Annotated in this window: 27 protein-coding genes and 2 rRNA genes (1 of these 29 only partly in view); 17 read left to right on the top strand and 12 right to left on the bottom strand. The window is 33.0% G+C overall.

The features are described from left to right. The 6 genes from IMCC3317_RS07250 to IMCC3317_RS07225 form a co-directional block, all read left to right on the top strand. Positions 1-350, top strand: a 23S ribosomal RNA gene (locus IMCC3317_RS07250); it begins 2,472 nt to the left of the window's first position. A gap of 138 nt (positions 351-488) precedes the next feature. After that, a 5S ribosomal RNA gene (gene rrf / locus IMCC3317_RS07245) occupies positions 489-598 on the top strand. A gap of 184 nt (positions 599-782) precedes the next feature. Further along, a complete protein-coding gene (locus IMCC3317_RS07240; RefSeq protein ID WP_160128864.1) occupies positions 783-3,269 on the top strand; it encodes a zinc-dependent metalloprotease in 2,487 nt (828 codons plus the stop codon). Between the two features lie 181 nt (positions 3,270-3,450). Then, the gene (locus tag IMCC3317_RS07235; protein WP_160128863.1) at positions 3,451-4,719 is read left to right on the top strand and encodes a Y-family DNA polymerase; all 1,269 of its coding nucleotides are present in this window, start codon (positions 3,451-3,453) and stop codon (positions 4,717-4,719) included. An 11-nt stretch (positions 4,720-4,730) separates the two neighbouring features. After that, a complete protein-coding gene (locus IMCC3317_RS07230) occupies positions 4,731-5,171 on the top strand; it encodes a LexA family protein (RefSeq protein ID WP_160128862.1) in 441 nt (146 codons plus the stop codon). 169 nt (positions 5,172-5,340) lie between these two features. Continuing rightward, a complete protein-coding gene (locus tag IMCC3317_RS07225; RefSeq protein WP_160128861.1) occupies positions 5,341-5,886 on the top strand; it encodes a hypothetical protein in 546 nt (181 codons plus the stop codon). A 94-nt stretch (positions 5,887-5,980) separates the two neighbouring features. Here the strand turns inward: IMCC3317_RS07225 and IMCC3317_RS07220 are convergent, their stop codons facing one another. From IMCC3317_RS07220 to IMCC3317_RS07200, 5 genes are all read right to left on the bottom strand, one after another. Beyond that, complete coding sequence (locus IMCC3317_RS07220; RefSeq protein WP_160128860.1) at positions 5,981-6,409, bottom strand: DUF4268 domain-containing protein; 429 nt, start codon at positions 6,407-6,409, stop codon at positions 5,981-5,983. A 260-nt stretch (positions 6,410-6,669) separates the two neighbouring features. Then, positions 6,670-7,341: a ZIP family metal transporter gene (locus tag IMCC3317_RS07215; RefSeq protein ID WP_160128859.1), complete on the bottom strand. Its 672-nt coding sequence runs from the start codon at positions 7,339-7,341 to the stop codon at positions 6,670-6,672. After that, positions 7,338-8,069, bottom strand: a complete 732-nt coding sequence (locus tag IMCC3317_RS07210; RefSeq protein WP_160128858.1) for a class I SAM-dependent methyltransferase — start codon at positions 8,067-8,069, stop codon at positions 7,338-7,340. The genes IMCC3317_RS07215 and IMCC3317_RS07210 overlap by 4 nt, the downstream gene beginning before the upstream one ends. A gap of 253 nt (positions 8,070-8,322) precedes the next feature. Continuing rightward, on the bottom strand, positions 8,323-8,640 hold the full coding sequence (locus IMCC3317_RS07205) for a type II toxin-antitoxin system RelE/ParE family toxin (RefSeq protein WP_160128857.1): 318 nt from the start codon (positions 8,638-8,640) through the stop codon (positions 8,323-8,325). Positions 8,641-8,643: 3 nt separating this feature from the next. Next, on the bottom strand, positions 8,644-8,904 hold the full coding sequence (locus tag IMCC3317_RS07200) for a hypothetical protein (RefSeq protein WP_160128856.1): 261 nt from the start codon (positions 8,902-8,904) through the stop codon (positions 8,644-8,646). Between the two features lie 231 nt (positions 8,905-9,135). Here IMCC3317_RS07200 and IMCC3317_RS07195 point away from each other — a divergent pair, with 231 nt between their 5' ends. The 3 genes from IMCC3317_RS07195 to IMCC3317_RS07185 all read left to right on the top strand — a co-directional run bounded on the left by IMCC3317_RS07195 (position 9,136) and on the right by IMCC3317_RS07185 (position 11,188). Beyond that, on the top strand, positions 9,136-10,344 hold the full coding sequence (locus IMCC3317_RS07195; RefSeq protein ID WP_160128855.1) for a THUMP domain-containing class I SAM-dependent RNA methyltransferase: 1,209 nt from the start codon (positions 9,136-9,138) through the stop codon (positions 10,342-10,344). A gap of 11 nt (positions 10,345-10,355) precedes the next feature. Beyond that, positions 10,356-10,586: a hypothetical protein gene (locus IMCC3317_RS07190; RefSeq protein WP_160128854.1), complete on the top strand. Its 231-nt coding sequence runs from the start codon at positions 10,356-10,358 to the stop codon at positions 10,584-10,586. Positions 10,587-10,735: 149 nt separating this feature from the next. Next, on the top strand, positions 10,736-11,188 hold the full coding sequence (locus IMCC3317_RS07185; protein ID WP_160128853.1) for a hypothetical protein: 453 nt from the start codon (positions 10,736-10,738) through the stop codon (positions 11,186-11,188). A 30-nt stretch (positions 11,189-11,218) separates the two neighbouring features. Here IMCC3317_RS07185 and IMCC3317_RS07180 read toward each other — a convergent pair whose 3' ends face one another. Genes IMCC3317_RS07180 through rlmD form a run of 4 tightly spaced genes read right to left on the bottom strand, consistent with a single transcriptional unit; the run spans position 11,219 to position 14,267 of the window. After that, on the bottom strand, positions 11,219-11,524 hold the full coding sequence (locus IMCC3317_RS07180) for a hypothetical protein (RefSeq protein WP_160128852.1): 306 nt from the start codon (positions 11,522-11,524) through the stop codon (positions 11,219-11,221). A gap of 55 nt (positions 11,525-11,579) precedes the next feature. After that, positions 11,580-12,332, bottom strand: a complete 753-nt coding sequence (locus tag IMCC3317_RS07175; RefSeq protein ID WP_160128851.1) for a DUF6048 family protein — start codon at positions 12,330-12,332, stop codon at positions 11,580-11,582. After that, positions 12,313-12,849 carry a DUF6452 family protein gene (locus tag IMCC3317_RS07170; protein ID WP_160128850.1) on the bottom strand — a complete coding sequence of 179 codons (537 nt, stop codon included), beginning with the start codon at positions 12,847-12,849 and terminating at the stop codon, positions 12,313-12,315. The genes IMCC3317_RS07175 and IMCC3317_RS07170 overlap by 20 nt, the downstream gene beginning before the upstream one ends. Before the next feature lie 5 nt (positions 12,850-12,854). Continuing rightward, the gene (rlmD, locus tag IMCC3317_RS07165) at positions 12,855-14,267 is read right to left on the bottom strand and encodes a 23S rRNA (uracil(1939)-C(5))-methyltransferase RlmD (protein WP_160128849.1); all 1,413 of its coding nucleotides are present in this window, start codon (positions 14,265-14,267) and stop codon (positions 12,855-12,857) included. Between the two features lie 402 nt (positions 14,268-14,669). Here rlmD and IMCC3317_RS07160 point away from each other — a divergent pair, with 402 nt between their 5' ends. From IMCC3317_RS07160 to IMCC3317_RS07140, 5 genes are all read left to right on the top strand, one after another. Beyond that, positions 14,670-15,476 (top strand): hypothetical protein, encoded by an 807-nt coding sequence (locus tag IMCC3317_RS07160; protein ID WP_160128848.1) that lies wholly within the window; start codon positions 14,670-14,672, stop codon positions 15,474-15,476. A gap of 116 nt (positions 15,477-15,592) precedes the next feature. Continuing rightward, entirely contained in the window at positions 15,593-16,132 is a 540-nt protein-coding gene (locus IMCC3317_RS07155) for an RNA polymerase sigma factor (protein WP_160128847.1), read from the top strand. Between the two features lie 5 nt (positions 16,133-16,137). Next, positions 16,138-16,530, top strand: a complete 393-nt coding sequence (locus tag IMCC3317_RS07150) for a DUF6768 family protein (protein ID WP_160128846.1) — start codon at positions 16,138-16,140, stop codon at positions 16,528-16,530. A gap of 468 nt (positions 16,531-16,998) precedes the next feature. After that, positions 16,999-18,279 (top strand): ornithine--oxo-acid transaminase, encoded by a 1,281-nt coding sequence (gene rocD, locus IMCC3317_RS07145; protein WP_160128845.1) that lies wholly within the window; start codon positions 16,999-17,001, stop codon positions 18,277-18,279. Next, positions 18,279-18,740: a DUF5362 family protein gene (locus tag IMCC3317_RS07140; RefSeq protein WP_160128844.1), complete on the top strand. Its 462-nt coding sequence runs from the start codon at positions 18,279-18,281 to the stop codon at positions 18,738-18,740. The genes rocD and IMCC3317_RS07140 overlap by 1 nt, the downstream gene beginning before the upstream one ends. A gap of 80 nt (positions 18,741-18,820) precedes the next feature. On the opposite strand, the gene IMCC3317_RS07135 is transcribed toward IMCC3317_RS07140, so the two are convergent. Continuing rightward, positions 18,821-19,150, bottom strand: coding sequence for a CCC motif membrane protein (locus IMCC3317_RS07135; RefSeq protein ID WP_160128843.1), 330 nt, complete (start codon positions 19,148-19,150; stop codon positions 18,821-18,823). A 19-nt stretch (positions 19,151-19,169) separates the two neighbouring features. Continuing rightward, positions 19,170-19,478, bottom strand: coding sequence for a DUF2752 domain-containing protein (locus tag IMCC3317_RS07130; protein ID WP_228054980.1), 309 nt, complete (start codon positions 19,476-19,478; stop codon positions 19,170-19,172). 218 nt (positions 19,479-19,696) lie between these two features. Between IMCC3317_RS07130 and IMCC3317_RS07125 the strand changes: the two genes are divergently transcribed. Together IMCC3317_RS07125 and IMCC3317_RS07120 are read left to right on the top strand one after the other, a co-directional pair. Continuing rightward, the gene (locus IMCC3317_RS07125; protein ID WP_160128842.1) at positions 19,697-19,981 is read left to right on the top strand and encodes a hypothetical protein; all 285 of its coding nucleotides are present in this window, start codon (positions 19,697-19,699) and stop codon (positions 19,979-19,981) included. 7 nt (positions 19,982-19,988) lie between these two features. Then, a complete protein-coding gene (locus IMCC3317_RS07120) occupies positions 19,989-20,549 on the top strand; it encodes a Smr/MutS family protein (protein ID WP_160128841.1) in 561 nt (186 codons plus the stop codon). 556 nt (positions 20,550-21,105) lie between these two features. Here IMCC3317_RS07120 and IMCC3317_RS07115 read toward each other — a convergent pair. Further along, on the bottom strand, positions 21,106-21,618 hold the full coding sequence (locus IMCC3317_RS07115; protein ID WP_160128840.1) for a hypothetical protein: 513 nt from the start codon (positions 21,616-21,618) through the stop codon (positions 21,106-21,108). Between the two features lie 146 nt (positions 21,619-21,764). Between IMCC3317_RS07115 and IMCC3317_RS07110 the strand changes: the two genes are divergently transcribed. Continuing rightward, on the top strand, positions 21,765-22,913 hold the full coding sequence (locus tag IMCC3317_RS07110; protein ID WP_160128839.1) for a cysteine desulfurase family protein: 1,149 nt from the start codon (positions 21,765-21,767) through the stop codon (positions 22,911-22,913). Positions 22,914-23,427: the final 514 nt, after the last annotated feature.

The raw sequence follows: 23,427 nt of genomic DNA, 5'->3' as shown, positions 1-23,427 counted from the left end.
GTCCCAAGGGTTGGGCTGTTCGCCCATTAAAGTGGCACGCGAGCTGGGTTCAGAACGTCGTGAGACAGTTCGGTCTCTATCTGCTGTGGGCGTTAGAAATTTGCGTGGATCTGACTCTAGTACGAGAGGACCGAGTTGGACTAACCTCTGGTGTACCAGTTGTTCCGCCAGGAGCATTGCTGGGTAGCTACGTTGGGAAGGGATAAGCGCTGAAAGCATATAAGCGCGAAACCCACCACAAGATGAGATTTCTTTAAAGGGTCGTGGGAGATTACCACGTTGATAGGCTATAGGTGTAAAGGCAGTAATGTCATAGCCGAGTAGTACTAATTACCCGTAGGCTTATGTACTGGCTCTTGTTATTTATTTAACTCTTTTTTATCTCAATATGTTAAGATATTGGTTGCTAATTGTGGTGTAGTTGGTATTTTAAAGACTACTTCATTACAAATGGCAACAGATTCCCAATCAAGTTGGGAACTAAAGCTTAAGGTGGTTATAGCAATGGGGCTCACCTCTTACCATTCCGAACAGAGAAGTTAAGCCCATTAGCGCAGATGGTACTGCAGAAATGTGGGAGAGTATGTCGCCGCCTTTTTTTAAAACCCTTATCCATAAAAAGATAAGGGTTTTTTTTATGCCCTCTTTTTTAGCTTTTGAGGATGATTCTTAAGCTTAATGCAAAATCAAAATCTTGTTAAAGAAATCTTAAAATGGGCACAGTATAGAGCATTAGTCTGAGGTTATCATTAATTTAACAGCTTAAACTAATTAATCATACTATGTTAAGAAAAATACCATTATTTCTCTTGGGGATACTGTTGATTTCTGTAACTTCTTGTTCAACAGCAAAGAAAGCTTCTGCCAGTAAAAAAGGAGCAGTGGCCTCAGCAAAACCAAAGAAAAAACCAAAAAAAGGAGCCATTCAACCTTATAGTAAAGTAATTACTAAAGATGCTAAAAGCGATGAAGGTCTATTTACTGTTCATGAGTTGGATGATAAATATTTCTACGAAATTCCAGATTCTCTTTTTAATAGAGAAATGCTAATGGTTACTAGAATTGCTAAAACTGCATCAGGTCTTGGTTTTGGTGGAGGAAAACAAAATACGCAAGTGCTTCGTTGGGAAAAAAACAAGAAACAAGTTTTACTACGAGTAGTTTCACATAGTGTTGTGGCTGCTGATTCTTTGCCAGTTCATGAAGCAGTTGTAAATTCTAATTTTGAGCCAATCCTTTATGCATTCCCAATTAAAGCATTTAGCAAAGATTCTTTAAATACAGTTATTGAAGTAACACCTTTGTTTTCTAAAGATGTAAAAGCACTTGGAATTCCTGCATTTAGAAGAAGGCAATATAAAATTACACGATTAGACGATTCTAGATCATATATTGATAAACTGAAGAGTTATCCATTAAACATTGAAACGAGACATATTAAGACATACAATGCTGGAGCTCCACCGTCAAATAATAGTGTAGGTTCTATTTCTGTTGAAATGAGCAATTCTATGATTTTACTACCAAAAGAACCAATGAAGAGACGTCATTTTGATGAACGTGTCGGTTGGTTTACAAGTGGTCAGGTTGATTATGGATTGAAAGCACAAAAGAGTGAAACCGTTACTTTTTTAGATCGTTGGAGATTAGAAGTAAAAGATGAAGATCTTGCAAAGTTCAAAAGAGGAGAACTAGTTGAACCTAAAAAACAAATTGTTTATTATATAGATAGAGCAACTCCAGAAGAGTGGAAACCTTATATTAAACAAGGAATCGAAGATTGGCAAGTGGCTTTCGAAGCGGCAGGTTTCAAAAATGCAATTATTGCTAAAGATCCTCCAACTGCAGAAGAAGATCCAGATTGGAGCCCAGAAGATGTTCGCTATTCAGTAGTACGTTACTTAGCTTCTCCAATTCCAAATGCAAATGGTCCTCACGTAAGTGACCCAAGAAGTGGAGAAATCTTAGAAAGTGACATCAATTGGTATCACAATGTAATGAGTTTATTGAGAAATTGGTTCTTTATCCAAACAGCAGCCATTAATCCTGATGCACAAACATTAGAGTTTAAAGATGAAGTAATGGGACGTTTAATTCGTTTCGTATCTGCGCACGAAGTAGGACATACATTAGGATTACCTCACAATATGGGAAGTAGCGTTGCATATACTGTTGAAAATTTAAGAAGTGCTGAATTCACTAAAAAATACGGAACTGCACCATCTATTATGGATTATGCTCGTTTTAATTACGTAGCTCAACCAGGAGATGAAGGTGTTGCTTTGATGCCAAATATTGGTCCATACGATAAATATGCTATAAGTTGGGGATATCGCCCAATTCTAAATGCAACAACTGCAAAAGATGAAAAGAAAACATTAGATACTTGGATTCTTGATAAAGCTGGAGACCCAATGTATAGATTTGGAGCTCAGCAAAGAGATGTTGTAGATCCAAGTTCTCAAACAGAAGATTTAGGAAGTGATGCGATGAAAGCAAGTGATTATGGAATCAAAAATCTTCAGCGAATTGTTCCTAACCTAATCAAATGGACAGCAGAAGATGGTAAAAATTATGATGACTTAGATACCATGTACGGACAAGTTTTAAGTCAGTACAATCGTTATATGGGACACGTTTCTTCAAATATTGGAGGTGTTTATCAACATAACAAAACATATGATCAAGAAGGAGCTGTATACACTCATGTTGACAAAGCAGATCAAAAAAGAGCATTGAAGTTTATCAATGAGCAATTATTTGAAACACCAGAGTGGTTATTGGATGAAAACATCTTCAATAAAACAAAATCTTTTGGTATTACCGACAGAATTAGAGCAACGCAAGTACGTACGCTAAACAGAGTTTTAAGTTTAGGTAGACTTTCACGTGTGATGGAAAATGAAACCTTAAATGGAAATGATGCTTATACGATTCTTAATATGATGAAAGATTTACGTAACGGAATTTGGTCAGAATTACGTGCTGGAAAAACAATCGATGCGTATCGTCGTAATTTACAAAGAGCACATATTGACAGATTATCATACTTAATGACAGCTGAAAGTCCAAATGTACCAGCTAGATTCAGATCAAGAGTTACACCACTGAATACGAGTCAATCCGACTTACGTGCGGTTGTAAGAGCAGAATTAAACACGCTAAAAAGAAGTGTTAGATCTGCAATTGGACGTACAAGTAATCAGATGAGTAAAATACATTTACAAGATGCATTAGAGCGAATCAATTTAATTTTAGATCCAAAATAATACATTCAAAACATACCTATTATTAAAAGCAGCTTTCGGGCTGCTTTTTTTATGCCAAATAATGTTTAACTGTCATTTTAAATTTTAATTGGTATTATACTGCAAAGACAGGAATAACTCCTTTTAGTCATCTTCAAAATTTTTAATAACAAGTATTTTTACATATAATTCCCCTTAATATATGTATGCAATAATTGACTGTAATAGTTTTTTCGCTTCTTGCGAAAGAGCTTTTGATCCTGAGCTAATAAATAAACCATTAGTTATACTATCTAACAATGATGGCTGCGTGATTTCTAGAAGTAGCGAAGCTAAAATGTTAGGAATTCCTATGGGCGCGCCACTTTTTAAGTACAAAGAAATCATTGCAGAGAAAAACATCCAAGTTCGGTCGTCTAACTATTCTTTATACGGCGATATGAGTGAACGCGTGATGAAACTTCTCGAAAACTTTTCGCCAGATGTAGAAGTCTATAGTATTGACGAAGCTTTTTTGAGATTACCCAAAACCGATAATTATCAAAAACTTGGATCTACCATTAAAAATTATATCTATCAATGTACTGGAATTCCTGTAAGTGTTGGAATTGCGCCTACGAAAGCATTATCTAAAGCAGCAAACAATATCACAAAGAAGTTTCCCGAAAAAACAAATGGGTATTATGTAATTGATACCGATGAAAAACGCATCAAACTTCTCAAATGGCTTCCTATAAAAGATATTTGGGGAATTGGTAGGGGAAACAAGGAACGTTTACAAAACAAAGGTGCGCATACAGCTTTCGAATTCACAAAACTCAGAGACGATTGGGTAAAACGAAACATGTCTATTGTAGGTTTACGACTCAAAAAAGATTTAGAAGGCGAACCTACTATTTTGTTAGAAGATGGTGAATTTCAACACAAAAAAGTAATCGCGACATCGCGAAGTTTTGAATATACATTTTCTGACAAGGAAAACATGAAAGAACGTATTGCAACTTTTGCTTCACGCTGTAGCGAAAAATTACGCATGCAAGGTTCTTCTTGTAATATTGTGACGGTTTATCTAAAAAGTGATCGAAACAAAAAACAAGAATCGCAATACAGAGCAAGTAGAACTGTCACGTTACCATACGCAACAAATTCGTTATTAACCATAAATCAATTTGCACAAAAAGCATTAAGCGAAATCTTTAAACCAGGAATAAAGTACAAACGAGCTGGCGTTATCTTAATGGGTTTGGTAAAAACGGACGCGTTACAATTGGACTTATTCAAAAATGAAGACCCAAAACAAGTACAATTAATGGCAACTATGGATGTGTTAAATGATAAATATGGCGGACGAAAAATAAAAATGGCAAATCAAGATTTACAACGAACTTGGAAAATGCGGCAAGCACACTTATCACCAGAATATACAACGAAATTTAGCGATATTATTATCTTAAACTGTAAAACTATTTAGTAGGAAAGCAGATGAAAAAAAAAGAAACAAGCAACGTGCTGACGTTTAAAAATGTCAAAAAAGGAAATATTCATCTCGAATTTGTAGAAGAAGGAATTTCGGCAGGATTTCCGTCGCCAGCAGCCGATTTCCAAAATAAACGCATCAGTTTAGATGAAGAACTCATAAAAGATAAAAACACCACTTACTATGCGCGCGTAAGTGGCGAATCAATGATTGGCGCAGGATTGGATAACAATGATTTACTGGTGATAGACAAAAGCATTCCGCCGAAAGATGGAAAAATTGCAGTGTGTTATGTAGATGGAGAATTCACTGTGAAACGATTAAAAATAACCAAAGAATGCGTTTATCTTATGCCAGAAAATGATAAGTATAAACCAATAAAAGTAACAAAAGACAAACAACTTTTAATTTGGGGAATTGTGACATATGTGATAAAGAAAGTTTAGAAATGTTAAATGTTAAATGTTGAATGCTGAATTTTAAATGTAAATAGTAAATTGATTTTGTCATTGCGAGTGATAGCGAAGCAATCTGTTTATAAAGTTAAAACCATTCTTATAATTTTGATTTAATTTAGGAAACATGTAGCTTTAGATTAAAATAATAAAACTGAGAATGAAATACACTCTATTATTAATACTTACCCTTTTACTAATTAGTTGCTCAAAAAATGAAAAAGCTGAAAACATTAGACATACTGTTGAATTAGCCATAAAAAATGATGCAAAAATGATGAATGAAATCATCAGAGAATTCAATAATAATAAAGTAAATGGAATTGATAATTCTAAAAAATTATTAAAAATGTATCATGAAGCTACTAAAACACATTTGGTTTGTAAAGATTTAATTATAAAACTTGATGACATTGATTCATGTATTAATCTTAAAAAAGAAGCATTAGATTATTTTAATTTTACTGAATTTTTTTTAATTGATTTTATAAAACCAATGGCAACATTAAGTTTTAAAGAATTACAGGGAAATGAGGAATTACAAAAAAAAATGACTGAAAGGCTAGCAGAAAGTATAGAAGTTTCAAAAAAGATGAGTGATAAAATTCTTGAATTCTGTAAAGAGCATAATTTAGAAATGGAAATATCAGTATATGAAGGAGAGAAATTTAGTAAACAGGTAGAAGAACTAAAAAATAATTTATAAATAGAAGTACAACGCTACCCAAAACCCAAAAACCCAAAAGCAAAGCAACTCTAACAACCTAACATTTCAAAAAGGTGGCTGAGCCGAGTCAAAGTCACGCTTTAATAAAATCCTCATACTCATAATAAAACGCTTCAAATTTTTTCATATTTTCATTCAGAAAAACCATGGTTTCTTGCCATGTGTTCTTATTATGAATAGAAACACCATGTTTTTCCAGGTAGATTCTGGAAATTTCTTTTCCATTATCTAACACACAATCTTCATTAAAAATGGCGTCTGGCAGAAATTCATCAATCAAAATAGTTTTCAAAGAAACCATTTTATCCCAATACTTAATACGATTCTCAATATTCTGATCTTCCACATCAAGTATAACCATTGCTTTTTTCTTATCGAAATAAAACTTAAACGAAAAATCGCGAATCTTTGTATTGTACAAAACCCACTTTCGTGGAAATGACTTTCCGAACGAAATCCAAAAGTCTTCCCGTAATTTCTGTGATTCTGCTTTACTAAACATGAAAAAAAAGTATTTTTTTTCATTCCGCACTTGATGCGGAATCTCTATTATTAAACTAAAAGTATTTTTCATTCCGTGCTTGACACGGAATCTCTATTATTAAACTAAACATATTTTTTTTCATTCTGTACGTACACTGAGCGGAGTCGAAGTGGACACGGAATCTATTATTAAACAAAAAGGTTCTTTATATTGTACGCTGAGTAAATTCCAGCGAAAGCGATTAATTTCACATACACTAAACCAACTCGAAATACAAACTATATAAAAAACGCAATAGTAGTTGCTGCAACAATAACAATCAACTTTGTCAAATTAAACTTATGACCTTCTGAACTTTCAAACAAAATAGTCGTAGAAATATGTAAAAAGATTCCTATTACCAACGCTGATATTTCATTCTGATACGCTTCTAAAAACGTTAACTGTTCTGATAAGAAACTTCCCAAAGGTGTCATCAATGCAAACAAAAACAAAAATGTCAAAATAGAAAACTTGGACATTTTAGAACCATAAAAAAACGTTGTCAAAATAATAGCAATCGGAATTTTATGAACTACAATTCCATACACCAAATGATCGTGGTGATGCATTGGAAAACCTTCTAAAATGGCGTGAACACTCAAACTTACAAACAATAACCACGGAAAAGCACTACTATCTTTATGAATATGAACGTGTCCGTGTTCAGCTCCTTTTGAGAAAAATTCAAGGAAAATCTGTAGCAAAATTCCAACCATTACAAAAATACCATAACTAGGTTGATACTCACTAAAAACAGTAGGAAGTAAGTTGAAAACCGTGATTGCTAATAAAAAAGCGCCACTAAATGCAAGCAATAACTTCATGTGTTTCTTTTCGCGAAACTGAAAAACAGTTACAAACAAAAAACCAAGTACTACTGCTAAAATAGGAAGTAAATAATGTATCATTTAAAAATCATAATAAGCCTAGAAGACGTTTTTCTGTCAAACTTTCCAAGACTATAATCCCCAAAAATAGCTAATAAATCAATATCTGCCGCATTAAAATACGATTCAAAATCTTCAAGCCGCAATCCTTTTACCTTTTCGGTGTAGTGATGTTCGCGTCCGTCAGCTTCAAAACGAATATCTTTATAAATAAATCCGTCTTTTACATATCGATGCAATCGGAAGACAATTCCGTCAACTTCTTTCACTTCATTTTCGACTAAATTATCGATTACAAAATCTGCATTCAGAAAATCAATCACAGCAAAACCGGTTTCATTAAGTTCGGCTTTAATGGATTTTAGCGTTCGTAAATTATCAGCTTCATGTTCAAAATAGCCAAAACTCGTAAATAAATTAAATACTGCATCAAACTGTTTCGGATACGGTTTGCACATGTCATGCACTTCAAAACGAAGTGTTTCGTTTTCAAATTGTGAGGCAAGTTCAATACTATTTGGCGACAAATCAACGCCCGTAACATCATAGCCCATTTTATTCAAAAACACAGAATGTCTCCCTTTTCCACAAGCCAAATCTAAAATAGTTCCGTTTTCTGGCACATTCAAAAACTCCACCAAATGCTTCACAAACGCTTCCGCTTCGTCATATCCGCGATCTTTATAAAGTACGTGATAATACGAAGTATCAAACCACGATGCGTACCAAGTTGTATTTTCTTCTTGCATAATTTATTTTGGGGTTTCCACAAATGTACACTTCCGCTTCGCTCAGTGTACATTTGCGGTCAGGCTATCCACTATATCTCCCTGAAAATCGGGAGGATGCCGTTTCTATCCTTAACCCAGTTTAGTGAATAAAATTAACGAACTGCAAAATTAACATATTTTGCGTTGTTGTAGTCGAGGTAATTGGGAAATAATTTCAAAAGTGATTGCTTTTCATCTTCTTTAGTCTTAAAATGCCGTTTGGATATTTGGACTAGGATATTTTAATATCAATAGTGTTGGGATTCTTATGTGTATCAAAAATTGCAAGTATTCGTATCTCTGTATTGCTTTCTACTTTGTAGATAATTTTATAGTGTCTGACAATGATTCTACGGAAAGGTTCTCCTAATAATTCTTCAACTTGATATTGCTCAGTAAAAATAATATTCTTACTACTGTTTACAATGTCTGTGACAACATTGGAAGCTAACACAACTGATGTAGTTTGTTTTTTAACCCAATCAAAAATATCTTTTAAATCAGTTGTAGCTTTAGTAGACCAAACAACACGAATTTTCTTTGTGGACATACGCTATTGCCAATTCCGAATTTCTTCTTCTAGGTCTTCAACACTAATAAATTCTCCAGCATTTATTGATGCATCAGCATCTTTAATCTGTTTAACATACGCTTCTTGTGTAAGTGGTTTTCCTTGAACAGTATACGCAATAGTATCGCTTTTGGAAGAAGGTTGTTTTTTCTTTTCAGCAAATTCAAAAATGTCTTCTAAATAGCTGACATTGTCAGTATTTAAAAGTTCAATTATTTTATTTCTCAATTCTATTGCTCCCATAATTGTGAAGTGTTATATACAAATATACGTAAATTACAATTCATCAATTAATTTCAAAATACTTATATCTGGTTCTCAATTTATTTGATGAAATAAAATAATTCAAATAGTAAAATCAACATCAAAAAATAAATTCTTACAGGTAATATTCCCTTAAAACTTCAACCTTTCTCATCACAAGTTTTATAAGGTTATAAATTAATGTACTTTTGCGCTTTAGAGCAGTAGCAAATGGAAGATAATTATAAAATGGTTGCCAAAACCTTACATGGTTTTGAAGACTTATTGGAAGAAGAATTGAAAAAGTTAGGCGCGATGGATATCCGCAAAGGAACTCGTAACGTAACTTTTAGAGGTGACAAAGGATTCATGTACAAAGCAAATTTATGCTTGCGTACGGCAATTAAAATCCTAAAGCCAATTCAATATTTCAAAATCGAGAATGAAAAGGATTTGTATGACAGAGTCTACAATATGAATTGGGATAAATACCTAACGCATGAACAAACCTTTGCTATTGATGCAACTGTTGCTTCGGAACAATTTACACATTCACAATACATTGCTCTAAAAACGAAAGATGCTATTGCAGATAAGTTCAGAAATACACAAGGAAAACGTCCAAATGTAGATATCAAATTTCCAACACTTCGGATTCATGTTCACATTCAAAACAACGATTGTTCTATTTCATTAGACAGTTCGGGCGGTTCGTTGCACAAACGTGGTTATAAAACGGCGACGAATATTGCACCAATTAATGAAGTTTTAGCAGCAGGTTTAGTAATGATGTCAGGTTGGGACGGACAATCAGATTTGCTCGATCCGATGTGCGGAAGTGGAACGATTGCTATTGAAGCGGCAATGATTGCTTGTAACATTCCTGCAAACATAAATCGGAAAGAATTCGGTTTTGAAAAATGGGGAGATTGGGATGTTGATTTATATGAAAAGATAGAAGAATCTTCGTTGCGAAAAATTCGTGAGTTTCATCACAATATTTACGGATATGACAAAGCACCTTCGGCAGTTCAGAAAGCAAAAGACAATGTCCGAAATGCTAATTTGAGTGATTATATACAGATCAGTCAACAAAACTTCTTTGAAACTAAAAAACAAGGTGACGAAAAGTTGCATATTTTGTTCAATCCGCCATACGGCGAACGTTTGCACATTGATATGGAAGAATTTTACGCCGATATCGGAGATACATTAAAACAAGGATATGCAAATACAAATGCTTGGTTTATCACATCAAACATGGAAGCGTTGAAACATGTTGGATTACGTCCGTCACGAAAAATAAAAGTATTCAACGGAAAACTAGAATCACGTTTGGTAAAGTACGAAATGTACGCAGGAAGCAAAAAAGCCAAACATCAGAATCAAGATAACGATCAAGATCAAAGCAACGATCAAGACCAAACTAAAGAAGATTAAAATTTCAATATATGAAACCAAAAACCAAAGCAATACTTTGCAATTTTGTAGCGTTTGTGTCACTTTTCTTAGTATTTCGTTTTACGTTATGGTATGTGTTGCCATTAAGCGGATTGTGGTTATCAGTAGTTTGCGCAGTATTAGCAAGTGTAATAGCGCCAAAATTTGCAGCAGTTACAGTTGATGGCAGAGAGAAAGTATTGATGCGTTCGCTGTTTAGTAAAGGGGAAAAGGAGGTTTGATGTATAAAAACTGCCTTATACTCATATGTAGTTTACTTCTCTTATGTGCTTGTAAATCGAAATCGGTAGTTACTAATTATTCTAAAACACATACGGATGCTGATTTTTACAGTAATGGATTTTTCTCAATGTTTACATATTATAACAATATGAGTTTGCGACTTGCAAATGATGAATCTGAAGCATTAATTAAAGAAAAAGGGTTTACTGTGACAGAAAAAACAATCAAGCATAACGGAAATGTGATTGTTGATATGAATCAATTTGATACTGAGTTTTCATATCTTATTGATTATTTTAAAGATGAAAACGGTTCTTATTTGATTGTTTCAGAAGTTGGTACAGATTACATGAAGTCAAGTTCGGATGCCAATATCTTATCTAGAAATAAGTTATTCATTTGTGATTTATCAACTGGAAAAAAATATACATACATATATACCACTGACGGACTCATCCTGTCTAAAGAAAATTATGAAGGACTTCCTGTTGGAATTACTATAAAATCAATTGATAACGCTACTAAATCTATATCATTTGAGAAAAAACATAATGATTATGTAATTATAAAAGTTCCTATGGTTGAAGTTTCTTCGTTTTAGGAATATTTAAAAAAGAGAGCTTGTTTGTTCCTAGTTATTCTCAGTCGCAGTTTTTTTCTTTTCCCCATAAAAATTCACTAAAATTTTCCCAAAAATAAAATAAAGCACTACTATCGCAATTCCTCCAAGTAAAAATCCGTTTTCAAGTAATGTATTTAATCCGTAATTGAAATAGAATAAGAGGATACAAATTACAAACTGAAGAATAGCGTACATAATATTCCCTTTTGGACTAAATCCAAACATGCCAAGAAAGTGCGTTTTGGTGAGTCCAAAAATTAAATGTGGCATTGCATTGGCTAATAATGCTCCAATAATGAAGTCTAGTAGATTCATTATTAATAGTGTTGAGTTTGGTTTGATAGGGCAAACGAAAAATAGCTAGTATCACTTATTTCTTAGAAACATCTTCTTCCTCAACTTTCTTCTTCTTTGCCTTTTTATAGATAGGAATTGAATAGCTAATTGTATAATTGAAACCTGCACCAATATTACTATCAGAAGTAACTTTATTAAATCCGGGAATGAATAAGTTTTGAAAGTTTTCAGGTTCTTTACTACTCATTAATCGATTCAAGCGAAAGCTAAATCCCATGTAAATGTTATCATACAATTCAACTTTTATACCTGCAACAACTTCAACCCAATGTCCGTTTAAGCTAGAAAATTCAGTTCCTGGCGATTGCGTCAAAATGCTTTCGTCTTCTAAATGTTGATTCGATTGATAGATGCTATAACTATTTAATGTTTGTGAATGTGTGCTAAATCCGTAACGCATTCCCACAATTATAGAATTTTGCATTCCAAACCAGTTTTCATACGCATTAAAGTCAAAACCTACTTTGACAAAGCTTCCTTGTGTTGTAAAATTAAGTTGATCTTCAGCTACGGTTTTTTTCTCGTTTCCTAATTCGGCTGCGAGGTAAAACTTTTTCGTCAATCTAAAATCTGCTACAATTTCAAATCCTTGATAATCGTCTTCCAACAACATTCGGATTGGTTTGCTTACATCAATACCAACGCGTAAATTGTAATTTTCCTTCGTTGGAATTGTATCGTTTACAACGGTTGTTACTTCCGTATCTTGTGCAAAACTCACGCTAAACACGAAGAATGCGAGTGTACTAATGATATATCTTAACATGTGTTTCGGTTTCGTTTTGAACAATTTGTACAGCTACTATAATTCCCGTAGTAGGATTTATCCAGTTATCAGTATCAACTGTAACATCAGGCGCATCTTCTAATGTATAATTTGTAATATAACCACAAGCTCTGGAAAGAAAAATTTCTTGTGTTTCATGATTAAAGGTAATAATATCTTCATTTCCCGCAGTCTGAACGCCCATATCATCAACTTCGTATCCGGAAATGAAACTATATGAAGTTGTTATATTTTGCGTTCGTAGCGGAATAGAAACGGTATTTACAGTTGCGGCAGCAGCTTGAAATTCAGTAAGCGCATCAATACCTTGTACTTTTAAATTCGTTACATTTTTCGCGACATCTTCCGTCGTATTTGCTGCATCAAAAAACTCAATGACTAGCAAAGGTGTTGTCAGTGTTCCTTCGGTACAAATATCATCTTTCTCGCAAGAGATACATAAAATTGCCGTAAAAATTACCACAATTGAGATTCCTATATAAGATAATTTCTTCATATATTTTAATTTCTTCTTTCTAAAAGTACAACATTTTCAACGTGATGCGTTTGCGGAAACATATCAACGGCTTGTACTTTGGTTACTTTATAAAGTGCGTCCATCAAAGCTAAATCGCGCGCTTGTGTGGCGCTATTACAACTTACATAGACTATTTTTTTTGGTGCAATGTTTATAATTTGTTGCACAACATCGCCGTGCATTCCGTCACGTGGCGGATCGGTAATAATAATATCGGGCGTTCCATGTGTGGAAATGAACTTTGCGTTAAACACCTTTTTCATATCACCAACATAAAATTCGGTATTCGTAATATTGTTTAATTCCGCATTTTCTTTTGCTGCTTCAATTGCTTCCGGAACCGACTCAACTCCAACTACTTTTTTTGCTTTTTTTGCGACAAATTGTGCAATCGTTCCTGTTCCTGTGTATAAATCGTATACGAGTTCATCGCCTTTTAAATCTGCAAAGTCACGTGTAATTTTATATAATTCGTATGCTTGATCTGAATTTGTTTGATAGAATGATTTTGCGTTTATTTTAAACTTCAAACCTTCCATTTCCTCAAAAATATGATCGCGTCCGCTGAAGCAAATCACTTCCTGATCGTAAATCGTATCATTTCCTTTTCCGTTGATTACATATAATAACGACGTAATTTCTGGAAACGTCTCTTTCACATAATTTAATAATAATTCACGTTTTTCTACATCTTCTTGATAAAATTGAATCAATACCATTACTTCTCCGTTAGAAGAAGTTCGTAACATTAATGTACGTAACAATCCAGTTTGATGACGCGTATTAAAGAAAGTAATATCATTTTCTATAGCAAATTGTCTAATCGAATTACGGATTGCATTTGATGGATCAGCTTGTAAATGACATTTTTTTACATCTAAAATTTTGTCCCACATACCAGGAATATGAAATCCAAGTGCGTTTCTATCGCCTAAATCTTCTTCTGAATCTACTTCTTCTTGCGTTAACCAACGACTGTCCGAAAACGAAAATTCCATTTTATTTCGGTAGAAGTATTGTTCGGCACTTCCTAAAATTGGTGTGAGTTCTGGTAATTCAACCTTTCCAATTCGGGTTAAATTATTAAAAACCTCTTTTTGTTTGTAAAACAATTGGTGTTCGTAGCCCATATGTTGCCATTTGCAACCTCCACAAGTTCCAAAATGCTGACAAACAGGTTCCACACGTTTATCAGAAAGCGTATGAAAATGCGTTGCTTTCCCTTCATAATAGGCTTTACGCTTCTTATAGGTTTGAATATCTACCACATCGCCAGGAACGGCGTTTGGTAAAAATATAATGACTCCTTCATCTGTTTTTGCTACTGTTTTTCCTTTTACGGCAGTATCAATCACTTCCACCTTTTCAAAAACTTGTCTTCGATTTCTTCTTCCCATGTGGCAAAAATAACAATAGCAGTAAATATATATATTATTTATGGTGGGAATATTTAAAAAAATGCTAAAAGTTTTGGAAGTTGTGGTTTAGATATTGTGTATTTACTCAATGAAAAGATACTTTCACATATTCATCCTTTTATTTTTCACGTATAGTATATAGTTTTGAATTGAAGTTCAAATTATATAACAATTGAAAAAAATCATTATATGAAGTTATTTTGTATGTATTATTATTGTTAATGTCATTAAATGCATATTCGCAGAATTATAAATTAATTCATAAAGCGGAAACACTTATTATCTGCTATTTTTCGGTACTATGGATGTTTCATTTGTCAAATAGCTTGTATATTGCATAGAATAATCTTTTTTCAAAAGTATTTAGCTTAAAGGGACATTATGAAAAAAATCATCTATCTAATTGCTTTTGCAAGTGTATTCAGTTTCAAGCTTCAAGGTCAAATCTTAAAAGATAAAATGGAACTTGAAGATTATGGATTAAAAGGTAAAGTAAAAAAAATTACTTATCAAGAATCCAATCAATATGGTACTCAAAGATACAGTTATTCATTTGCGCTTGACGGACGAATTACAAAAGTTGAAAATCTAGGTTCTTTAAGTGAATATATGTATGATGCGGAACGTAAACTTCAAAAAATATATTACAAAATTGGCAGTAAACTTAATGACAGTATTATTTTTCGTTACGATTCCAAAGGACATTTGGTTTCGAAACTAGCCGATGATCTTTCAGTCACATATACGTATGACTCCAATGGAACAAAGATTTCAATGCAAGTTATATACAGAAGAAATGATGCTTCTATTACAAATTTTAAATATGATACGCTTGGTCGAATTGTCAAAGAAGTAGTAATGCCGAAAAAAGAAGGCGGTTCTAAATCTTATTTTTCTGTAGCATACGATAAAAATGATAATATTATTTCAGCGATAGAATCTGGAGATATAAATCCAAAGACCTACAATCAACGTATTGAAAGATCGTTTTCTTACAATACGCACGGAGATATTATTAGTTTTACAGAAGTAACTAAAAATTATAATGGTACGAAAAAATATAATTCTTCCGTGTATTCATATACAGCAACGTATCAATATGATTCGCTAGGAAATTGGAACAAACAGACGTCCAAGATTAACAATTTAGAAGTAGATACTGTTACAAGAATTATTGAATACTATTAGGTAATCAGTCATCCTATTAATACAAAGCGTATAAAAATCAAGCGCATACAAAAAATCTTCCCAAAAAGTGAACCTATGCAACTTTTTTACGTCCTTAGTACAGACGGAACTTTTTTATGCATAAAAAAACGCACATATCTGATGGAACATTAGTCACTCGCTACATAAAAGGCGATCAAAGCGCTTTGGCGATTTTGGTAAAACGGTTTCACAAAACATTTTGCAATCAAGCGTATTGGATAGTGAAAGATGCAGATGCCGCAAAAGATATTGCGCAAGACAGTTGGAATCTCATCATAAATAAAATACATACGTTAAAAGATGTAGAACGTTTTAAAAGTTGGGCATTGCGAATTGTGTACACAAAGGCAATCGATTGGACAAAGGGAATCTCCAAACAAACAAAACACCACGAATCGTATAAAGTAACCAAATCCATTCAGGACATTCCGTCTGAAGATCTATCGCCTTTAAAACAAAAACTATTAATAGCGATCAAAGAATTGCCAATACATCAACAACAAGTAATTCAGTTGTTTTATGTACATGACTATTCATTAAAAGAGGTTTCAGAAATCATTCAAATATCAGAAGGCACGGCAAAATCTAGATTGTATCATGCCAGAGAAAAATTAAAAACAATACTAAAAACATAGAAAACATGAAAAATATAGAAGACATTGACAAATTAATTAAAGAAACACTTACCGCAGAAGAAGCAAAATTTTATGATTCGTTAGAAGAACAGAATATGTTAGGAATGATTTTCGGTTTATTTAAAGGAAAAAATGCTTGGTTACTTATAATGATGAACCTTGTAACAGTAGTTTTCTTTGGATTATTTGTGTATTGCTGTATTCAATTTTTTAAAGTAGAAACCACGCCAGAACTGGTAAAATGGGGAATTGGCGGCTTGGTATTTTTACTTGGCGTAAGTATGCTGAAAATATTTGCTTGGATGCAAATGGACAAAAATGCTATATTGAGAGAAATGAAACGTTTGGAATTCCAAGTGTCATTATTATCAGGAAAAATGAATGAAACTGGAAATTGAGATACGCTGTTTAGTGAATGTAACTTATAAATGTGTCATTCTAAACTTTTTTCAGCATGACACGTTTTTACATTCTATGGTTATATAATTAACGTAAGTTCGATATAAACTCACTGTTATATCTTTGATTTTCAAATATAAATGTCAAATCAAGCACAGTCGAGATTCAATTGAAAACTAGTTTTGCTTAGGTTCTCGTCTGCGCTCGAACTGACAAATAGTTGGTTTAAAATGGCTTTTCATTTAATACTAATGGTTTCTTATGTCAAACTCACGTTAATTAAGAAAAACTATAAATAAACATTATACGCTAAAATGCAGCATAAATAAATTTTATTATCCTATTCATATTTAGTAATTTGCAAGTCTCTAGGGATGATTTCTCTCCCACGCTGAATTTTCGATTCCTCGAAAGGATAAAGGTAGAGAAGGAATGGTAATTTATATATCATTTAAAACTTTATTATTATGGCTGTTTTAGAACAACAATTAACATCTCAGCAAGCAATTGATTTAGAAAACAAGTATGGCGCACACAACTATCATCCACTTCCTGTGGTTTTGAATAGAGGTGAAGGCGTGTATGTTTGGGACGTAGAAGGCAAAAAGTATTACGACTTTCTTTCTGCGTATTCTGCAGTAAATCAAGGACATTGTCACCCGAAAATTGTAGACGCAATGGTGTCACAAGCAAAAACATTGACATTAACTTCGCGTGCATTTTACAATGATATTTTAGGACGTTATGAAAAATTTGCAGCAGAATATTTCAACTTCGACAAATTATTACCAATGAATACAGGTGCAGAAGCGGTAGAAACTGCTTTGAAGATTTGTAGAAAATGGGCGTATGAGAAAAAAGGAATCGCGGAAAATGAAGCTGAAATTGTAGTGTGTGAAAATAACTTTCACGGAAGAACCACCACGATTATTTCGTTTTCAAACGATCCAGTAGCACGTAAAAACTTTGGTCCTTATACGGACGGATTTATCAAAATTGAATATGATAACATTCAAGCATTACAAGAAGTTTTAGAAAACAATCCAAACGTTGCAGGATTCTTAGTAGAGCCAATTCAAGGTGAAGCAGGTGTATTTGTTCCATCAGAAGGATATCTCGCGAAAGCGAAAGCATTATGTGAAAAACACAATGTATTATTCATTGCTGATGAGGTGCAGACAGGAATTGCGCGTACAGGAAGATTGTTAGCAACGTGCGGAAATTGTACGTGCGAAAAGAAAGATTGTAGCGGAACACCAGAAGTAAAACCAGATGTCTTAATCTTAGGAAAAGCATTATCTGGCGGCGCATATCCAGTTTCGGCAGTATTAGCAAATGATGACATTATGAATGTTATTGGACCTGGAAATCACGGTTCTACCTTTGGAGGAAATCCTGTGGCAGCAGCAGTTGCAATGGCAGCTTTAGAAGTTGTAACCGATGAATCATTGGCTGAAAACGCTTTTCAATTAGGAGAATTATTCAGAAGCGAATTGCAAAAATATGCAGAAACAAGCAACGTTGTATCAATTGTCAGAGGAAAAGGATTATTGAACGCAATTGTGATCAATGATGATGAAGAAAGCGAAACTGCTTGGAATATTTGTATGAAATTGAAAGAAAATGGATTATTAGCAAAACCAACACATGGAAACATTATTCGTTTTGCGCCACCATTAGTAATGACACGCGAGCAATTGCTTGACTGCGTTGCTATTATAACTAAAACACTTAAAGGATTTGAATAATGGAATTGAAACAACAAGACGACTCAGTATTTGATAATTTCGAATTGCGATTGAATGAAAATTCGAAGAATTTTTTGCGCGAAACCGCAAAATGGGCTTTTATCCTATCAATTGTAGGATTTATAATGATAGGAATTTTTGTTTTTGTAGCGGTACTTTTCATCGTGATGTCATCTGCGCTTAGTAGCAATGTCAGTCCGTTTGCACAAAGTGGATTAGGCACAGAATATATTTCGATCGTATATCTTGTGATGGCACTATTATATTTTTTTCCAGTATTTTATCTTTACAAATTTTCAAGAAAAATGAAATCTGCATTGATCGAAAAAAATACGGAAGATTTAACAGCTGCTTTCTCAAACTTAAAATCGCACTATAAATTCATCGGAATTACAATGTTAATTGTGATTGGAATATATGTATTAATCTTTGCTTTTGCATTAATTGGCATACTCATATAGTAAATTAAACAAATAATACGCAACAAAAAAGCGGATGTACATTGTATATCCGCTTTTTTTATGATGTATTTTGTTAAGAATTACTGACCGAAATACTCTTGAACTTGCATTTTGAACTCTTCATTATCTTGGACTACTTCCCATCCAAACGTACTAATTGCCCATATTAAAAATAATAGACCAATTACATTGATTACAATCCCAATAATAGCTAATATTTTACCAATATTAACTGTTGAATAATTATCGTATGCCTGCGGATCAGCTTTGTATAATTTTGCAGCATTCATTGCTAAATACAACGCAACCAAACCAATAATAAGTCCCACGTTATAAAAGCAACAGCCAACAATAGATAATGCGCCTAAAACAACAATAAGCGTAGCATTTGGTAAATTTCTAGATTCCATAATTTAATAGTTAAGTTAGTTAATTTATATACTTGTTAATAAAACTAATCGCAATAATGATCGCATTGATAATGGCTAAATTACGAATCAGTTTTTGTGCGTAATTGAATTTATAAAAAATATTTACACCAATAATTCCAAAAAAGAGGAGTAATGTATAAATTGCTGGATACATTTTAAAAGCTTCCATAAACTCGCCTCTTAAAATCAACGCCAGCGAACGTTGTATGCCGCAACCAAAACAATCAATGCCGAAATACTGCTTCGTAAAGCAAGGAAGCATAAAATCTTCGAGACTTACATACGTAAAAAGTATTAAATTAGCCACACGCGTAATTTTTTGGATTAAATATTTCTATAAATATAGAAATACTTTTTCAGCATTTCATCGTGAGATAAGTAATCATTACATTGAATTTGTTACGTAAAAACAGTATAAATGTATAAATTTCATTGCAAAGTAGCTACAATCATGCCATTGGTTTTCTAAAAAATAGCACAGATACCACAGAATAGAGTATTTTTACAACCTAAAATTTTTGCAAAGTGAAATTCAAATATAAAACAGCATTGTACTTTTTTCTAGTATTTTTTGGTGGAGGATTATTACTCTTTCGAGATGAAATACAAGGAGAAGCACAAATAATAGTTACAGTAATTGCGTTGTTTGCAATGATGTTTGGTTTGTATAAAGTAACTTCGATGCAAGCTTCGAATCAACATAAAAAGTACGATAACGAGGAATATTTTAATAGAGAAAAGTATTCTGAAGAAGAAGAACAAGAAGAACAAGAAGAACAAGAAGAACAAGAAGAAGATCAAACGAAATAGAATAAGTATGAAATTTCAAGTAGGAGATCAAGTAGAAACGATTGATGATGTTATTAAAGGAGTTATAGCGTCTATTCAAGGGAAAACAATTGCTATTGACACGGATGAAGGTTTTTCGCTGTCATTTGAAGCTTCTGAATTGGTGAAAATAGGATCCGACGAAATCAGCAATGAGTTATCATATCAAAAAATACATAGTGCTATTCAGGAAAAAGAAGTTTCCAAAAAGCCAAAGCGTGTTGTAGAAAAATCTAGAAAAGACCGTTCAGAAACTGCAGCAATGGAAGTTGATTTGCACATTCATCAATTGACAAATGCACATAAAGGAATGAGCAATTATGATATGTTGGAATTACAAACCGATACTGCAAAGCGACAATTAGAATTTGCGATGCGCAAGCGGATTCCTAAAGTAGTTTTTATTCATGGAGTTGGTGAAGGTGTGCTGAAGGAAGAATTGGCGTATTTATTTCGTCAGTACGACAATGTAAAATATTATGACGCTAACTACCAAAAATATGGATTAGGCGCCACGGAAGTTTATATTTTTCAAAATCCTGGAAATTAATTTTGAATTTTTAGACTTTGTTAGATTAGTTCATTTTAAATTATGAATGTTGAATTTGAATTTGAGAAATATCGAATATCGAACAAGGAATATCGAATATTGAAGTTTTAAATTGAGAACTTGAAGTTAAAACAAAGAATTTCACATTGAGTCTTTTTGACTATTATTTAAGATAAACTAAAGTTAAAAAGTTTATTAAAAATATCGAATATCGAACAAGGAATATCGAATATTGAAGTTTTAAATTGAGAACTTGAAGTTAAAACAAAGAATTTCACATTGAGTCTTTTTGACTATTATTTAAGATAAACTAAAGTTAAAAAGTTTATTAAAAATATCGAATATCGAACAAGGAATATCGAATATTGAAGTTTTGAATTGAGAACTTGAAGTTAAAACAAAGAATTTCACATTGAGACTTTTTGACTATTGTTTAAGACAAATTAAAGTTAGAAATTTTATTAAAAATATCGAAAATCAAACAAGAAATACAGAATATTAATTATTTTCCTAATTCCTAATTCCTAATTCCTAATCCCTAATTCCTAATCCCCAACTACAAAGGCGTAACCAAAGTTCCAAACACAAAAAAATCATACCGAACATCTTGCCCGTTAGTTCCTGTAAACACTACTTCTGAAAAATTAATGGTATGTTCATAACCTTCCAAAGTAGTTCCATTCAAAACTTCCACAGTAGTTACTTGTACTTCTCCAGCAACAGCGATATATTCTAATGTACTATTAACATCTGAAGGTAATTGATCACAAAAATAATTAGTAGTAATTGTAGTATCAAAACTTCTATAATAACAAAATGCTTGACTGTTTAGTGTTTTTGTACGCGGCGTATCTGTAACTGTAACTTCATTGACAATCAAATCTGTAGGAATTTCTAAAATAAGCGTTTCTGCGCCATTAATTTTAAACAATAATGTTACTCCAGCTTCTATTGTACATGCGTCAATATCTGCACTTGTAGTAAGATCAATTTCGTCCAATGTTAAATCTCCATCATCACAACTAAAAAAAGTAAGTGCAAGCACAAAAAGGAACGCTATTTTTCTCATAAAAGGCACAATTAAAATTTCATATCAAATTCGTAAACAAAAGTATTAAGAAAACTCTATTTATATCCAAACTTATTGTTAATAATTTTATTTAGACTATTTTTGCTCATCTTTTTTCAATAAATCCCTATTTATACAAACTACGAATGAAGAACGTATATTTTGACAGTGCCGCGACAACACAAATTCGACCAGAAGTTGTAGATCGCATCAAAGTTGCATTAGAAGAGAATTATGGAAATCCATCTTCAACGCATAGTTTCGGACGATCGTCCAAAACGTTAATAGAAACGGCACGTAAAACTATTGCTAAATATTTAAACGCTTCGCCACAGGAAATTATATTCACTTCAGGTGGAACCGAAGCCGATAACATGGTATTGCGTTGCTCTGTGCGTGATTTAGGTGTAACCACTATTATTACGTCGCCAATAGAACATCATGCAGTATTACATACCGTAGAGCAATTGCGTGTGGAAAGCGATATAAAAGTTGCGTACGTAAAATTACAACCGTGCGGAACGCCAAATTATGACGATTTAGAAGCCTTGTTAAAAGCGGATAACTCTAAGAAATTAGTAAGTTTAATGCATGTAAACAACGAAATAGGAAACATATTAGATGTTGACAAAGTTGCAGCTATCTGTAAAGAATATGGCGCTTTATTTCATTCAGATTCGGTGCAATCTATTGGACATTATGAATGGGACGTTCAAAAAACTTCCGTAGATTTCTTAGCTGCTGCCGCACATAAATTTCATGGACCAAAAGGAATTGGTTTTACTTTCATTCGAAAAGATTCAGGTTTAAAACCATTAATCTTTGGCGGATCGCAAGAACGTGGATTTAGAGCAGGAACGGAAGCTGTACACAACGTTGCTGGTTTAGAAGAAGCATTTCGTTTGGCATATGACAACTTAGAAGAAGAAAGAAGTTATGTAGAAGGTTTGAAAATATACTTCATGTCAGCACTTAAAAAAGTGATACCAGAAGTAAAATTTAACGGAAACTGTCATGAAACTACAAAAAGCACATACACATTAGTAAATGTTTGTTTGCCATTTGACCAACAAAAAGCGTTAATGTTATTATTTCATATGGACTTAAAAGGAATTTCGTGTTCCAAAGGAAGTGCTTGTCAATCAGGAAGTAGCAAAGGTTCACATGTATTAAGAGCCATTTTAAGTGATGAAGATTTAGAAAAGCCTTCATTGCGTTTCTCGTTCTCAAAATTCAACACAAAAGAAGAAATCGATTATCTCATACAAGTATTGCACGAATACGCAAATTCGTAAGTGAAAATTAAAAGATTTAAAATTGAAAGATTAAAAGGAAAAGGTGTCAGCTTCAATGAAATCTTGGAATTTTTTAAAGAAAACAGTTAAGACAGATAGATTAGAATCGATTTTCAAAGTACTTCTCGATACAAAATTTCTTTAGAAATTTTACTCGAAGTGACGTTTAGTCATTCAATCATTCAATTTTTTAATCTTTGAATCATATTATATAACAAAAGCGAGTTCATACCGAACTCGCTTTTTTCATGTCAGATTAGCAAATCCACCACCAACCTGTAAAACAGGCGCACGATGGCGGATCGAAAATTCCTGAGACGCAGTGATTTGCTGCGGAGCCACCTTTAGAACTACTGATTTTAAAATCAGAAATAACGTTCTTGTTCAGTTTAAGATCTTTCAATAATTTCTTTTTTTTCATACTGTTTAATATTGATTAGTTATAGTAAATTACTGATAATCAATTTATTATGAGAGTATAAATGCGTGAGCGCACCTTTTCGGTACGTGAAAT

It is taken from the genome of Kordia antarctica, from assembly GCF_009901525.1.
GTDB classification, from domain to species: Bacteria; Bacteroidota; Bacteroidia; order Flavobacteriales; family Flavobacteriaceae; genus Kordia; species Kordia antarctica.
The sequence above is the reverse complement of the archived record's forward strand: the minus strand, read 5'-3'. Positions and strand labels throughout refer to the sequence as shown.